This window comes from Mycobacterium sp. Soil_C_30, assembly GCF_057656995.1.
In genome coordinates, this window is record NZ_JBDGJH010000034.1 from 16,944 (window position 1) to 31,531 (window position 14,588).

The window sequence follows — 14,588 nt, forward strand, 5'->3', positions numbered from 1 at the left end:
CCTAGCGCTGCCGTCCGACTGGTTCTGCGTAGAGCACCAACAGTTCGTTTCGGCGCCCCGCGAACAGGCGCCGCTGTCGCTGCGGACTGGGCACCGCCACTCCACCCTGCCCGCGCCATGCGGTGAGCAGCGCGTCGACGGCCAGCAGTTGCTTGGCGGTCAGCCCGACCGCTCCCCCGGCCAACAACCAGAGCCGCAGCACCCGCCGGCGCAGCGCGGCGGGCAGGTCGACCAGGGCGGCCACGGCCAGTCCGTCCCCGTCGCGGGCTCGTTGCCAGGCGTCGTGGGCCAGGGCATCGAGAACTTCGCCGTCCTCCTGCAGCGCGGTGGCGGTACGTGCCAGCGCCGCGGCCACGCCACCGCCGAGGACCTCCTCCAGCAGCGGCAGCACCTCGTGGCGCAGCCGGGCGCGGGTGAATCGGCCATCGGTGTTGTGGGGGTCGTGCCACGGTGTCAGTTCCAGCGCAGCACACGCCGCTTCGGTGGTATGGCGTCTCAGCTGCAACAGCGGGCGACACCACGGCGGGTCATAGGGCCTTATGCCGGCGATGGAGCGTGGGCCCGAGCCGCGGCCCAGCCCCAGGAGCACCGTCTCGGCCTGGTCGTCGAGGGTGTGCCCGATCAGCACGGGCGCGCCTGCGCGGGCCTGTTCCAGTGCGGCATAACGCGCGGTGCGCGCCGCCGCCTCGAGTCCGCCCTCGGTGCCGACGGTCACCGAAATGACTTGCGCATCAATACATCCCAATGAAATCGCCTGTGCTCGGGCCTTTTCGGCGACGGCGCCGGAGCCGGCCTGCAGACCGTGATCGACGATGAGCGCGGTGGTGGGCCGCACCCGGGCCGCCGCCGCCGTGAGCGCCAGGGAGTCCGCTCCCCCGGACAGTGCCACGCACCACCGATCAGCTCCGGTGAGGTACCGCTGCGCGAAATCGGCGACCGCGAAGGCGATCTCACCTACAGGACTCTGTCGATCCATTTCTCGGGGTGATCGATCTCGTCGGGCAGCGGCAACGTCTCACTGCTGGTCCACACCGCGTTGAAGCGGTCCATGCCCACGCGACCCACCACGTCGTCGACGAACGCCTTACCCCTGGTGTACTGGGCGAGCTTGGCATCTACTCCCAGCAGGGCGCGCAGAATCCGTTGCAGCGGCGGCTGTTTGCGCTTCCTGCGCTCCTCGAAGCGGTGCCGGATGGAGGCCACCGACGGCACCACCGCCGGACCCACCGCATCCATCACATGGTCGGCATGGCCCTCCAGCAGTGTACCGAGCACCAGCAACCGGTCGAGCGCCTGGCGTTGCGGCTCGGACTGCACCGCCCGCATGAAGCCCAGAACGCCCGCCGAATCGGGATTTTCGACACCTTCGCGGCGTTGTTTGATGAAGTCGGCGAGCCGGCCCACCACGGCCGTCACGTCGTCGCCACCATCGGCGGTCAGCACTTCCAGCGTGGACGACATGTAGCCGGCCAGCCAGGGGTTGGCGGTGAACTGGACCCGGTGCGTCACCTCATGCAGGCAGACCCACAGTCGAAAGTCCTTGGGCGACACGCGGAGTTGACGTTCCACGGCGATGATGTTGGGGTACACCAGCAGTAGGCGACCTCCGCCGCCGTCCGTCGATGACACGAACGGGTCGTACTGGCCGAGGATGCCCGAGGACACGAACGCCAGCACCGCTCCGGTCTGCGCGCCGGTGACGCGGCCGGTCAGAAAACCCTTCGGGCTGGCCGCACCGCCCGTCATCACGCGCATCGACTCCGTTGCCGCCTTGATCCACTCCGGACGGTCGACGATGAGCGCGTCGGGAACGGGTCCCGGTGTGGCGAGCCGGGTGACGTCGCGCACCGGCGGTTCAGCCGCCTGCGAAGACTCCGCGAGCTGAGAGATCGCTTGCCTGCGTGTGTATTCGGTGACAGGTGGCGCAGACCGCGCGAGTTTCGCCCCGACCGTGGCGGCGAATCCCCAGTCGACGGCCTGCCCGATGGCGGCGGCTCCGGACGTTCCGCTCATTTGTCGCACCCACACGACCGTAGCGTGGCCGCCAGGGTGTCGAGGGCCACGCGCCCCGTAGGGCCGGCGTCGTTGGAGACGAACGCGAAGGTGAGCACACGGCCGCTGGCGTCGGTGATCACACCTGCCAGCGTATTCGTGCCCGTCAAGGAGCCGGTCTTGGCCCGCAGCCAACCGGCCGCCGTGCGGGTGGTGTTGTCGAGGTAGCGGTTCGACAGAGTCCCGCTGCCTCCCGCGATGGGCAGAACGTCGAGCAGCGGGCGCAACCGGGGATGATCGGGTCCGGCCGCCGCCCCGATCACCTCGTCGAGCGTGCGGGCCGTCAGCCGGTCATCGATGGACAGACCGCTGGAATCCATCAGCCGCGCGCCGGTGAGGTCGATGTCCACCCCGCGTAACTGTTCGAGCACCGCGTCCACCGCTCCGGCGAAGCTGAGCGGATGACCGGTGGCCGCGGCCACCTCCCGCCCGATGGTCTCGGCCATCACGTTGTCCGAGGCGTTCATCATCTGGCGCAGCCGTTCGATCAGCGGGGCGGACTGCACCGAGGCAAGTTCTCTGCCGTTCTGCGGACCGTTGACGAGTGTGACCTGCCCCGGGTCGATGCGCAGCGCCGTCGCCAGCGCCCGGCCGGCGTCCAGCGCGGGGGTGCGGGATCGCCGGGAGTCGAAGCTGGTGGGCTGGGTGCGGCCGGCGTCGAGCATCACCGACTGGATGGGGGCGATGTCCCCGCCGTCGATATCCGCCGGGTCCCAGCCCGGAGCCATGTCGGGGCCGCGGAACAGGGAGGTGTCGACCTGCACCGAGGTGGCCCTGACCCCGCTCTTGCGCACCTGGGCCACCAGGTCGCTGATCCGGGCGGCGTCGCGGTACCAGGTGTCCTCGTCGGCCGGCGCCGCCGACAGCACCGGATCGCCGCCGCCCACCAGCACGATCACGCCGGGCCGGGGTCCGGCGACGACCTTGGTGGTCAGCCGCGCGTCGCGGTCCAGCGCCAGCAGCGCGGCGGCCGCGGTCAGTGACTTGTTGGTCGACGCTGGTTGCATCGGGATGTTGTCCCGCTGCTGCCACAGCTCCTCGCCGGTCTCGGCGTCGGTGATCCGCCCGGTGAGGTTGCCCAGGTTCGGATCGGCCAGCGCCGCGGTGAGGGCGCGGGCCAGCCCTGTCTGGGTGGGCGTCGGGGCGCCGTCGGCGACGGGGATGACGGCAGGATCCGCCGTCACGGGCGCGGGCTCCGCGGTGATCCGCGGGTCGGGCTGCTTGCTGCCCCCGGTGACCAGTGCGGCCACCGCGACGATGATGGCGACGATCACCAGCACGCCGGCACCGACCGCCACGTGTGTGGACCGCCGCCACCGACCAGGACGCATGCACTGCAGAGTATCCCTCCGATAAGGTCTGTCCGGACGACCACAGACCCGAAGGAGCCGTGCGGCGTGGAATTCGACGTGACCATCGAGATCCCGAAAGGGCAGCGCAACAAGTACGAGGTGGACCACGAGACCGGACGGGTCAAGCTGGACCGCTACCTCTACACGCCGATGGCCTACCCGACCGACTACGGCTTCATCGAAGACACCCTCGGCGAAGACGGCGACCCGCTGGACGCGCTGGTGCTGCTCCCGGAGTCGGTGTTCCCCGGTGTGCTGGTGGAGGCCCGACCGGTCGGCATGTTCAAGATGGTCGACGAGGCCGGCGGCGACGACAAGGTGCTGTGCGTTCCGGCCGGCGACCAGCGCTGGGACCACATCCAGGACATCGGTGATGTGTCCAGCTTCGAGCTCGACGCCATCAAGCACTTCTTCGTGCACTACAAGGACCTCGAGCCCGGCAAGTACGTCAAGGCCGCCGACTGGGTGGGCCGGGAAGAGGCCGAAGCCGAAGTGCAGCGCTCGGTCGAGCGCTTCAAGAACTCCGGTCACTGAGTTTGCACGGTCTTAACATGCCGTAACTCGGGTGTGTCCTCGGGCTCCGATCATGGGCTGGTGCTGATGCATCAAGGAATCGGCCTCGCGACGTTCAACGCGATGCCCGAGCGGCGCGCCATGCACGCCCTGTTTGAGTGCTGCAACGATGTGGCACTGGCCCGCGAGCTCGCCCGCGGACGCGCGTACGACTGCCACGACGCCTTGTTCCGGCGCGCTGACGCCCTGCTGTTCTCGCTGCCGGACACCGCGATCGACAGCATCCTCGAGGCGTATCCGCAGATGGGTGCCCGCCCCCGCAGTACCAAGTCCGCGGCTGAGCAGTGCGCGGTGTGGAACGACGACGACGCGGTGATGGCCGAGCTGCGGGCCGGCGCCGCGCGGTACCGCCAGCAGTTCGGATTCGAGTTCGTCATGTATGTGGGCGGTATGGGCTGCGACGCGGTGTCGGTCGCGCTGGCCGACCGGTTGCACAACGATCTGGAGACCGAGCGCAAAGTGGTGCGCAACGAGTTGGCCAAGATCAACCGGACCCGGCTCGAGCGCATGCTCGGTCCCGAGGGCGGTTATCAGAACTGGTAGCCAGACCCTCGCCGAGGGTTCCGGCGCCACGGTGACACCCGAAACCCGTTCGGGGCCATGCCATCTCGTCGCTGTACACACGTGCGCCCGTCCATCGGACGGCGCCGTGGCCCGCCTGCGATTGTTCGGCGCACTCACGTGCAGCGGCCTGCGGACGCTACAGGATCGGTGACAAGCAGCGCCTAGTCTGGGCTGGGTGGAACCTCTGCTTCATTTCGCGGAGAACTTCTGGTGGCTGGTGTTCCCGCTCAGCGGCGTCCTCGGTGGTGCGTGGAAGGCGGTGTCCGCCGCCAATGAACGCCGCGCCGAGCGCCGGCTCGAGCGTTACCGCATCAAACAGCAGACCAAGGTCGCGATGGCCGAGGCCGCAGGCCGCAGCCGCGAAACCGATGCCCTGCACCGGCGAGAAGTCCAGAAGCTGCTCGCGCAGCACGACGAAACGGACAACCGCTGGCTGTCCTACGAGATGGATGTGGCCAAGCTGCTGGACTTTCCGTTGATGACCGACATGCGCGACCCGCTGACCGCGCACTTCCATCGAGCCAAGCGACGGGCGGATCTGCTGCGCCCGGACAGCGTTGACGACCTGATGGGTGACCGCGCGGCCCAGCTCGAGTACCGCGACGCGGTGCACGAATACGTGGGTGCCTTCGACGTCGCGGAGACCGAGGCGATTCGGCGCAGGCGCAGCGATTTCTCCTCCACCGACCAGGACCGGCTGGCCCGGGCGCAGAACCTGCTGCGGCTGGCCACCGATGGTGGTGCGACGTTCGCCGAACGCCAGAACGCCTACGCGCGGGCGCGCACCGAGCTCACAGGGCTGATCGCGTTACCTGCCGCGACGGTGGCCGGCATCGAACGGCGGGTGATCGGCGAGCTCGAGGCGTGAGCAGGCCGCCGTCTGTTCAGGCAGCGGTCTGCAGGCGCGCGGCCACTCGTTGGAGAGCCGCCTCACCAAGAGAGCGCGCGTCCTGCTGCGGTACAGCCGAGATGAGCGTGACGCCGTCGGCCACACCGGCGAGATAGATGTCGGCGATCAGACCGGCCAGACCATCGAGGGTGCCGGCGTAGGCCAACGTGTCGGCAGCATCGTCCTCGAGGTCGGCCAGTCGACGCTGCGCCGAGCGGAAGTCGTCGTCCACCACCACGGTCAGATCAACCACCGCCGCCCCCGCCAACCGACGGCGGGCACGCTGCGCCTGTTGCAGATCCGCCGCGCTGAACCTGACGGCGGGCTGCCCGCCCGCCGTCAGTTCGGTCCAGTCCGCATCGGCAACAAACACTCGCAACGCACGTTGATGGCCCACGCCACCGACGCTAAACGACCGTCGGCACCCTGTCAGTGGTTGGGATCAGCGGGAGGCGAAGTCTCGGGCGCGCCCTTCTTGGCATCGGTGCGGGTCTTGTACAGGCTCGCGACCGTGGTGATGAGCAGCGTCACGATGATCACGCCCAGGCTGAGCAGGGTCGGGATCTCCGGCACGTGCACGTGCTCGCCGCCGTTGATGAACGGCAACTCGTTCTCGTGCAGCGCGTGCAGGAACAGCTTCACACCGATGAAGGCAAGGATGAACGCCAGTCCGTAGGACAGGTACACCAGTCGCTTGACCAGGCCACCCAGCAGGAAGTACAGCTGGCGCAGACCCATCAACGCAAAGACGTTGGCCGCGAAGACCAGGTACGGCTCCTGGGTCAACCCGTAGATCGCCGGGATCGAGTCCAGCGCGAAGATCAGGTCGGTGGTACCGAGTGCGACGATCACCAGGAACATCGGCGTCATCAGCTTCTTGCCATCCTCGCGGATCCAGAGCTTCAGGCCGTCCCACTTGTCGGTGGTGTTCAGGTGGTTGCGGGCGAACTTGACCACCGCGTTGTCGCCGTCGTCGTCGTGGTCGGTGTCCCGGATCAGGTTCCACGCCGTGTACACGAGGAACAGGCCGAAGATGTAGAACACCCACGAGAACTGGTTGATCGCCACCGCACCGAGGGCGATGAAGATGCCGCGGAAGATCAGCGCCAGGATGATGCCCACCATCAGGGCTTCCTGCTGGTACTTCCTGGGCACGTTGAAGCTGGCCATGATGATGATGAAGATGAACAGGTTGTCCACGGACAGGCTGTACTCGGTGAGCCAGCCGGCGAAGAACTCCAGGCCGTACTGACCGCCGTGATAGAACCAGGTCCACAGGCCGAAGGCGATGGCCAACCCGACGTAGACCGACAGTGCTTTACCGCACTCTTTCATGGTCGGTTCGTGCGGATTCCGGGCGATGACGATGACATCGAAGATGATGATCGCGATCGTCACGCCGAGGGTGATGGCCCATTCGAGCCCCGAAACATTCATACAGAAAAGCCTCCGGTCGTCAGCAAAACGCCAGAGGTCTCTTCCACCGCTGCGTTACGCAGTTAGCGGTCCACGGCGCCGGTCGTCCGTATGGACGGTCGACGTGATGACGACACCGCAGCGAAGGAATACTCCCCTCTGACGCACATTCTGTCAGGTGGTCTCGAACTTTCGCCAAACGGAGTACCCACCCGGGGCGCGCGCAGCACTCCGCGGACATATCCGACGCCTAGGATCCACAGCTGTGTCAGCCGCTCTCACGCCCGGAATCCCGTCGCAGTACCTGCTGTCGACGTCGGCACCCAAGCCCCGGACGCTGATCGACATCCTCTACGACAGCGCGGAGAGATTTCCCGACTCACCCGCCATCGACGACGGCACCGTCCAGCTCACCTACAGCGAGCTCATCGCCGATATCGAGGACAGTGTGGCGTGGCTGGCCGCCCGCGGCATCGGCCGCGGCGACCGCATCGGGATCCGGATGCCGTCGGGCACCTACGCCCTCTACGTCGCGATCCTGTCGGCTCTGGCAGCCGGGGCGGCCTACGTTCCGGTGGACGCCGACGACCCTCCGGAGCGCGCCGACCTCGTCTTCGGCGAGGCCGACGTGGTGGCGGTGATCACCGAGGCCGGCCTGCAGCGGCGCACCGGCTCATCCCGCGGCTGGCGTGCGGCCGCACCGCTGGGCCGCGACGACGCCTGGATCATCTTCACCTCCGGCTCGACCGGCACCCCCAAGGGCGTGGCCGTCACCCACCGCAGCGCCGCCGCGTTCGTCGACGCCGAAGCCCAGATCTTTCTCAAGGACAACCCGATCGGCCCCGGCGACCGCGTGCTGGCCGGATTGTCGGTGGCATTCGACGCTTCCTGCGAGGAGATGTGGCTGGCGTGGCGTAACGGCGCCTGCCTGGTCCCGGCACCGCGCTCGCTGGTCCGCAGCGGGATGGACCTGGGTCCCTGGCTGGTGTCCCGGGACATCACGGTGGTCTCGACGGTGCCCACGCTGGCGGCGCTGTGGCCCGCCGAAGCGCTCGAAGCGGTCCGGCTGCTGATCTTCGGGGGCGAGGCCTGCCCGCCGGAGCTGGCCGAACGGCTGGCGGTGGACGGCCGCGAGGTCTGGAACACCTACGGACCCACCGAGGCCACGGTGGTGGCCTGCGCCGCTCCGCTGGACGGCAAGGGCCCGGTCAGCATCGGGCTGCCGCTGCCGGGCTGGGACCTGGCCGTCGTCGACTCCGCCGGCAATCAGGTGGGCTACGGCGCGGTCGGCGAACTCGTCATCGGCGGCGTCGGCCTGGCCCGGTATCTCGATCCCACCAAGGACGCCGAGAAATTCGCGCCCATGGAATCGCTGGGCTGGGCGCGCGCGTACCGCAGCGGAGACCTGGTTCGGCTGGAGGCCGACGGCCTCTACTTCCAGGGCCGCGCCGACGACCAGGTGAAGGTCGGGGGCCGGCGCATCGAACTCGGTGAGGTGGATTCCGCCCTGGTGAACCTGCCGGGCGTCTCGGGCGGTGCCGCCGCGGTGCGCAAGACGGCCAGCGGCACGCCGCTGCTGGTGGGTTATATCGCCAGCGCGGACCCGAACTTCGACATCCACGCCGCCCGCGCCGCGTTGGCCGAGGCGCTGCCCGCCGCGCTGGTGCCTCGGCTGATCCTGGTCGACGAACTGCCCACCCGCACGTCCGGCAAGGTGGACCGCAACGCGCTGCCCTGGCCGCCGCCGGGAATGAACATCCACGAGGAAGCCGACGATCTGGGCGGCACCATGGGCTGGCTGGCCGGGCTGTGGCGCGACATCCTGGGTGCCCACATCGAGGGCCCGGAAGCCGACTTCTTCGCCGAGGGCGGCGGGTCACTGTCGGCGGCGCAGTTGGTGGCCGCGCTGCGCCAGCGCTATCCACAGGTGACGGTCGCCGACCTCTACGACCATCCCCGGCTCGGGTCGCTGGCCGGTTATCTCGACGAACTGGACCCGCCGGCCGAGGTCGAGACCCGTCATGTGAAGCCGACGCCGCTGTTCACCCAGGCCGCCCAGGTGATGCTGTCGGTGCCGTTGGCGACGCTGACCGGGCTGCAGTGGGTGACCTGGCTGGCGCTGCTGAACAACGTCTTCTCCTGGGGCTCCTCCCCCCCAGTGCCCTGGCTGAACCCGGTGAGCTGGTGGTGGGTTCTCGCCGGGTTCGTGCTGTTCATCAGCCCTGTCGGCCGGATGGCGATCGCCGTGCTGGGCGCGCAGATGATGCTGTCGGGCCTGGAGCCCGGCACCTACAAGCGCGGCGGCTCCGAACACATGCGGGTCTGGCTCGCCGAACGCCTGGCCGACGCCAGCGGCGCGGAGAACCTGGCCGGCGCGCCCTGGCTGGTCTACTACGCCCGCGCGCTGGGTAACAAGGTCGGCAAGGGTGTCGACCTGCATTCGTCACCTCCGGTGACCGGGATGATGACGCTGGGTCACCGCAGTTCCATCGAACCGGAGGTCGACCTGTCCGGACACTGGATCGACGGCGACCTGTTCCACGTCGGTGAGATCACCATCGGCAACGACGCCACCGTCGGCGCGCGCACCACGCTGCTTCCCGGTGCGGTGATCGGCAAGAACGCCGACGTCGCGCCCGGCTCCGGCGTGGTGGGCAAGGTCAAGAACGGCCAGTACTGGAAGGGTTCGCCCGCCGTGAAATCCGGCAAGGCCAAACATCCCTGGCCGGATCACCGCCCACCGCGGGCCCCGGTGTGGGTGGCGATGTACGGCGTGACCTCGGTGCTGCTGGGCGCGCTGCCGCTGGCCGGGGTGGCGGCCGGGCTGGCCGTCATCGGGTGGGCGGTCCACGACACCGCCACCGTGGGCGAGGCCATTCTGGCCGGGCTGCCCTGGGTGCCGGTGGCGACGCTGGCCGCGATCGTCGTTTATGCGGGGCTCACGGTGCTCGGGGTGCGGGCACTGGCGATCGGCTTGGACGAGGGCTACCACCCGGTGCGCAGCCGGGTCGGCTGGCAGCTGTGGGCCACCGAACGCCTGATGGACGCCGCACGCAATTACCTCTTCCCGCTGTACGCCAGCCTGCTCACACCATGGTGGCTGCGCCTGCTCGGAGCGACCGTGGGCAAGGACACCGAGATCTCGACGGCGCTGCTGACGCCGAAGTTCACCGTGGTGGAGGACGGCGCGTTCCTGGCCGACGACACCATGGTCGCCTCCTACGAGTTGGGCGGCGGATGGATCCACGTGGCCAAGGCGACCGTCGGCAAGCGGGCCTTCCTGGGCAACTCGGGCATCACGCAGCCCGGCCGCCGGGTTCCCGACGACGGCCTGGTGGCGGTCCTGTCGGCGACACCGCACAAGGCCAAACGCGGCTCGTCGTGGCTGGGGAGCCCGCCGATCCGGTTGCGCCGCCAGCCCACCGCCGCCGACGCTCTGCGCACCTTCGAGCCGTCGCGGCGCTTGAAGGCGATGCGCGGCGCGGTGGAGACCTGCCGGCTGATCCCGATGGTGGTGACATTCGCCATCGGCGTTGCGGTGTTGTCCGCGCTCCAGTTGTTGATCACCGAGTTCGGCTACCTGTGGGCCGCGCTGGCCGGCGGTCTGGTGCTGCTGATCGCGGGCGCGGTGGCGGGCGGTATCGCGGTGTTGGCCAAATGGCTTGTGGTAGGCCGCATTCCGGCGGCGGAGTATCCGCTGTGGTCGTCGTTCGTGTGGCGCAACGAGGTGGCGGACACCTTCGTCGAGACCGTGGCCGCACCCTGGTTCGCCCGCGCCGCCAGCGGCACCCCGGTGATGAACCTGTGGCTGCGCGGTCTGGGCGCCACGATCGGCCGCGGCGTCTGGTGCGAGACGTACTGGCTGCCGGAAGCCGATCTGGTGACCCTCGGCCGGGCGGCGACCGTCAACCGGGGCTGCGTGGTGCAGACCCACCTGTTCCACGACCGCATCATGCGGATGGACACGGTGATCCTCGAAGAAGGCGCGACGCTGGGTACCCACTGCGTGGCCCTGCCGGCGGCCAAGCTGGGCGCCGGGGCCACCATCGGCCCGGCGTCGTTGGTGATGCGCGGTGACGAGGTGCCGCCGTCCACCCGTTGGCAGGGCAATCCCATTGCCCCGTGGGTGATCTCGAAGAAGAAGAAGTCCAGCTCGTGAGGAAGAAGAAAGGCACGGCCCCGGTCATCGACCCCTACCTGCCCGGCAACGGGAACTTCGGTTACCGGGTGTCCCGGTATGAGCTCGACCTGGAGTACAAGGTCGCGATCAACCGGCTCTCGGGGACGGCGTCGATCACCGCCGTCACCCTGGCCGAGCTCCGTTCCTTCTCCTTCGACCTGTCGACGGCGCTGTCGGTGTCGAAGGTCTCGGTCAACGGCCGCCGCCCGCAACAGTTCAAGTCCGCCAACGGCAAGCTGAACATCACCCTGGACTCGAAGCTGCCCGCCGGGGCCGCACTGACCGTCGACATCCGCTACAGCGGCTCGCCTCGTCCCATCCGAAGCTATTGGGGCGACGTCGGTTTCGAGGAGCTCACCAACGGTGTGCTGGTGGCCGGCCAACCCAATGGGGCGGCGTCGTGGTTCCCCTGTGACGATCACCCCGCCGCCAAGGCCAGCTTCCGGATCGCCATCAGCACCGACAGCCCGTACCTCGCTGTCGCCAACGGGGAACTGTTGTCCAAGCGGGTCCGCGCGGGGCTGACCACCTGGACCTACGAGCTCGCCGAGCCCACGTCGACGTATCTGACGACATTGCAGATCGGCGACTATGTCACACACAAGCTGCCCAAGGCCCCGGTACCGATGCACGCGGTGCTGCCCGAGAAGCTCAAGCGGGACTTCGATCACGATTTCGGCCGTCAGCCGCAGATGATGAAACTGTTCGTCAAGCTGTTCGGCAAGTATCCGCTGTCCAGCGGGTACACCGTGGTGGTGACCGAGGATGACCTCGAGATCCCCCTTGAGGCGCAAGGCCTTTCGGTGTTCGGTGCCAACCATTGTGATGGCAAGCGGGGCGCGGAGCGCCTCATCGCACACGAGTTGGCGCACCAGTGGTTCGGCAACAGCGTGACCGCGCGGCGTTGGCGTGACATCTGGCTGCACGAGGGGTTCGCCTGTTACGCGGAGTGGCTGTGGTCCGAGGAATCCGGCGGGCCCACCGCCGCGGAATGGGCCCGCCGCTACCACCAGCGGCTCGCCGCCTCACCGCAGGACCTGCTGCTGGCCGACCCAGGCCCGCGGGACATGTTCGACGACCGGGTCTACAAACGCGGCGCCCTGCTGCTGCATTCACTGCGCAAGACCATCGGCGACAAGAATTTCTTTGCGCTGCTTCAGAATTGGACCACCCGGTTCCGGCATTCCACCGTGGTGACCGATGACTTCACCGGATTGGCCGCCAATTACGCCGATCAGTCGCTGCGGCCGCTGTGGTCGGCCTGGTTGTACTCCACCGCAGTCCCGGACTTGTGACGGACTCCCCCACTCCGGCCGGACCCGTCACCCGCAGCAGCGTCGCGAAGGTGGGGGTTGCCACCGCGGTCACCGCACTCTGCGGCTACCTGGTGCTGTACCTGGCAGCCCGCGATCTCGATCCGGCGGGTTTCTCGGTGTTCGCCGTGTTCTGGGGGGCGTTCGGACTGGTGACCGGCGCTGCCTTCGGCCTGCTGCAGGAAAGCACCCGCGAGATCCGGGTGGCCGCCCATGCCGCCCCCGATGGTCGCCCCATCACGCGGCCGCTGCGGGTGGCTGCGGTGGTCGGGGTGTGCACCGCCGCCGTGCTGGCGCTCAGCGCGCTGCTGTGGGCGCCGCACGTCTTCGCCGAATCGCCGCTGCTCTCGGTGGCCCTGCTGTCGGTCGGCCTGGCGGGGTTCTGCCTGCACGCGGCCCTGCTCGGGGTGCTGGCCGGTGACAACCGGTGGAGCCAGTACGGCGCGCTGATGGTCACCGACGCCGTGCTGCGGGTGGTGGTGGCCGTGGCGACCGTGCTGGTGGGCTGGGGGCTGGTCGGATTCCTGTGGGCGACGGTGGCCGGTGCCGCGTCCTGGTTGTTGCTGCTGATCGTCTCCCCGACCACCCGGGCGGCGGCGCAGTTGGTGGCGCATGAGACCACGGCGTCCTTCCTGCGTGGAACGATGCACGCCGTGGCCGCCGCCGGCGCGAGTGCGGTGCTGGTGATGGGATTTCCCGTGCTGCTGAAAGCCACCTCGGGCGACCTGGGGGCCGCCGGCGGTGTGGTGATCCTGGCCGTCACGCTGACCCGCGCTCCCCTGCTGGTGCCGCTCACGGCGATGCAGGGCAACCTGATCGCCCACTTCGTCGACCAGCGCACCCACCGGGTGCGGGCGCTGGCCAAACCCGTCGCCCTGGTGGCGGCTCTCGGCGCGGTGGGCGTGGTGCTGGCGGGTACCGCCGGGCCGTGGCTGCTGCGGGTCGGGTTCGGACCGGACTACGTCACCGAGGGCGCACTGCTGGCATGGTTGACGGCCGCAGCGGTGGCGATCGCCCTGCTCACGGTCACCGGTGCGGCCACGGTGGCCGCGGCACTGCACCGGGCCTACTCGCTGGGGTGGGTGAGCGCGACGGTGGCCTCGGCCCTGCTGCTGACGCTGCCGTTGGCGCTCGAGACGCGCACTGTGGTGGCCTTGTTGTGCGGGCCGCTGGTGGGCATCGCCGTGCACGTCGCGGCCCTCACCTACGCTGCGAGGGCACGGTCGACGTCGCTTGGAGAGAACTCGTCAGGAGAAAGGTGGGGATGACATGAGCTGGCTGGTGACCGGCGGCGCCGGGTACATCGGTTCGCATGTGGTGAAGGCTCTGCTGGACGCGGATATCCCGGTGGTGGTGATCGACGACCTGTCCAGCGGATTCGAGCACTTCGTCCCCGAGGCGGCGCAGTTCGTGCGCGGCACGCTGCTGGACCGCCGGCTCGTCGACGACACCCTCCGCCGGCACAACGTGCAGGGCGTCATCCACGTCGCGGGGTACAAATACGCCGGCGAATCGGTGAAACGACCCCTGCACACCTATGAGCAGAACGTGTCCGCGATGGTCATCCTGCTCCAGGCGATGGAGCACGCCGCCATCGACAAGATCGTCTTCTCGTCGAGTGCGGCCACCTTCGGTGCCGTCGACGTCGAGATCGTCGACGAAGGCACCGTCACCTCACCGCAGTCGCCCTACGGCGAGACCAAGCTGATCGGCGAGTGGCTGCTGCGCGACCTGGGCGTGGCGACCGGGCTCAAGCACACCAGCCTGCGGTACTTCAACGTCGTCGGCTCAGGATCCGATGAGTTGTTCGACGCCAGCCCGCACAACTTGTTCCCCCTGGTCTTCGACATGCTGTACCGCGGGGAAACCCCCCGGATCAACGGCGACGACTACCCGACGCCGGACGGCACCTGCGTACGCGACTACATCCACGTCGCCGACCTGGCCCTGGCACACGTCGCGGCCGCCCGGCGGCTCGACGACGGCCTGCCGGTGGAAGCGGTGTACAACCTCGGCAGCGGATCGGGCACCTCGGTGCGCCAGATCATGACCGCGATCCGGGACGTCACCGGTATCGACTTCGAGCCGACGATCACCCCGCGGCGGCCCGGAGATCCGGCGCGAATCGTGGCGGCCGGCGACCTGGCCGCACGCGATCTGGACTGGGCGATGCGGCACTCGCTACAGGACATGGTGGCCTCGGCGTGGCGGGCCCGTCAGAAGGCCGGAGACGCGTATCCGCGTTAGGA

12 protein-coding genes are annotated in these 14,588 nt (G+C 68.7%); 7 read left to right on the plus strand and 5 right to left on the minus strand.

All coding sequences use genetic code 11. From position 1 onward, the window contains the following. Position 1: 1 nt before the first annotated feature. The 3 genes from tilS to dacB are packed head-to-tail and all read right to left on the minus strand — an operon-like array spanning position 2 to position 3,383. On the minus strand, positions 2–976 hold the full coding sequence (gene tilS, locus AC3A6P_RS34530; protein WP_487696931.1) for a tRNA lysidine(34) synthetase TilS: 975 nt from the start codon (positions 974–976) through the stop codon (positions 2–4). Next, the gene (locus tag AC3A6P_RS34535; RefSeq protein WP_487696933.1) at positions 955–2,013 is read right to left on the minus strand and encodes a zinc-dependent metalloprotease; all 1,059 of its coding nucleotides are present in this window, start codon (positions 2,011–2,013) and stop codon (positions 955–957) included. Before AC3A6P_RS34535 ends, tilS begins: the two co-directional genes overlap by 22 nt. Beyond that, positions 2,010–3,383, minus strand: coding sequence for a D-alanyl-D-alanine carboxypeptidase/D-alanyl-D-alanine endopeptidase (gene dacB / locus AC3A6P_RS34540; protein WP_487696935.1), 1,374 nt, complete (start codon positions 3,381–3,383; stop codon positions 2,010–2,012). The genes AC3A6P_RS34535 and dacB overlap by 4 nt, the downstream gene beginning before the upstream one ends. Before the next feature lie 66 nt (positions 3,384–3,449). Here dacB and AC3A6P_RS34545 point away from each other — a divergent pair, with 66 nt between their 5' ends. From AC3A6P_RS34545 to AC3A6P_RS34555, 3 genes are all read left to right on the plus strand, one after another. Beyond that, entirely contained in the window at positions 3,450–3,938 is a 489-nt protein-coding gene (locus tag AC3A6P_RS34545) for an inorganic diphosphatase (RefSeq protein ID WP_487696937.1), read from the plus strand. A 66-nt stretch (positions 3,939–4,004) separates the two neighbouring features. Then, entirely contained in the window at positions 4,005–4,520 is a 516-nt protein-coding gene (locus AC3A6P_RS34550) for a 2-oxo-4-hydroxy-4-carboxy-5-ureidoimidazoline decarboxylase (protein WP_487696965.1), read from the plus strand. A 196-nt stretch (positions 4,521–4,716) separates the two neighbouring features. Then, positions 4,717–5,409 carry a hypothetical protein gene (locus tag AC3A6P_RS34555; RefSeq protein ID WP_487696939.1) on the plus strand — a complete coding sequence of 231 codons (693 nt, stop codon included), beginning with the start codon at positions 4,717–4,719 and terminating at the stop codon, positions 5,407–5,409. 16 nt (positions 5,410–5,425) lie between these two features. Here the strand turns inward: AC3A6P_RS34555 and AC3A6P_RS34560 are convergent, their stop codons facing one another. Both AC3A6P_RS34560 and AC3A6P_RS34565 read right to left on the minus strand, forming a co-directional pair. Next, the gene (locus tag AC3A6P_RS34560; protein WP_487696940.1) at positions 5,426–5,827 is read right to left on the minus strand and encodes a hypothetical protein; all 402 of its coding nucleotides are present in this window, start codon (positions 5,825–5,827) and stop codon (positions 5,426–5,428) included. A gap of 32 nt (positions 5,828–5,859) precedes the next feature. Then, positions 5,860–6,867, minus strand: a complete 1,008-nt coding sequence (locus AC3A6P_RS34565) for a TerC family protein (protein WP_487696941.1) — start codon at positions 6,865–6,867, stop codon at positions 5,860–5,862. A 244-nt stretch (positions 6,868–7,111) separates the two neighbouring features. Here AC3A6P_RS34565 and AC3A6P_RS34570 point away from each other — a divergent pair, with 244 nt between their 5' ends. The 4 genes from AC3A6P_RS34570 to galE are packed head-to-tail and all read left to right on the plus strand — an operon-like array spanning position 7,112 to position 14,586. Next, positions 7,112–11,005, plus strand: coding sequence for a Pls/PosA family non-ribosomal peptide synthetase (locus tag AC3A6P_RS34570; protein ID WP_487696942.1), 3,894 nt, complete (start codon positions 7,112–7,114; stop codon positions 11,003–11,005). Beyond that, complete coding sequence (locus tag AC3A6P_RS34575) at positions 10,969–12,321, plus strand: M1 family metallopeptidase (protein WP_487696944.1); 1,353 nt, start codon at positions 10,969–10,971, stop codon at positions 12,319–12,321. Before AC3A6P_RS34570 ends, AC3A6P_RS34575 begins: the two co-directional genes overlap by 37 nt. Beyond that, the gene (locus AC3A6P_RS34580; RefSeq protein ID WP_487696946.1) at positions 12,318–13,607 is read left to right on the plus strand and encodes a hypothetical protein; all 1,290 of its coding nucleotides are present in this window, start codon (positions 12,318–12,320) and stop codon (positions 13,605–13,607) included. The genes AC3A6P_RS34575 and AC3A6P_RS34580 overlap by 4 nt, the downstream gene beginning before the upstream one ends. A 1-nt stretch (position 13,608) precedes the next feature. After that, the gene (galE, locus tag AC3A6P_RS34585) at positions 13,609–14,586 is read left to right on the plus strand and encodes a UDP-glucose 4-epimerase GalE (RefSeq protein ID WP_487696947.1); all 978 of its coding nucleotides are present in this window, start codon (positions 13,609–13,611) and stop codon (positions 14,584–14,586) included. Positions 14,587–14,588: the final 2 nt, after the last annotated feature.

Bases quoted from the DNA above. Each gene is read 5' to 3' on its own strand.
- tilS (WP_487696931.1), bottom strand. From the start codon at position 976: ATGGATCGACAGAGTCCTGTAGGTGAGATCGCCTTCGCGGTCGCCGAT.
- AC3A6P_RS34535 (WP_487696933.1), bottom strand. From the start codon at position 2,013: ATGAGCGGAACGTCCGGAGCCGCCGCCATCGGGCAGGCCGTCGACTGG.
- dacB (WP_487696935.1), bottom strand. From the start codon at position 3,383: ATGCGTCCTGGTCGGTGGCGGCGGTCCACACACGTGGCGGTCGGTGCC.
- AC3A6P_RS34550 (WP_487696965.1), top strand. From the start codon at position 4,005: ATGCATCAAGGAATCGGCCTCGCGACGTTCAACGCGATGCCCGAGCGG.
- AC3A6P_RS34565 (WP_487696941.1), bottom strand. From the start codon at position 6,867: ATGAATGTTTCGGGGCTCGAATGGGCCATCACCCTCGGCGTGACGATC.
- galE (WP_487696947.1), top strand. From the start codon at position 13,609: ATGAGCTGGCTGGTGACCGGCGGCGCCGGGTACATCGGTTCGCATGTG.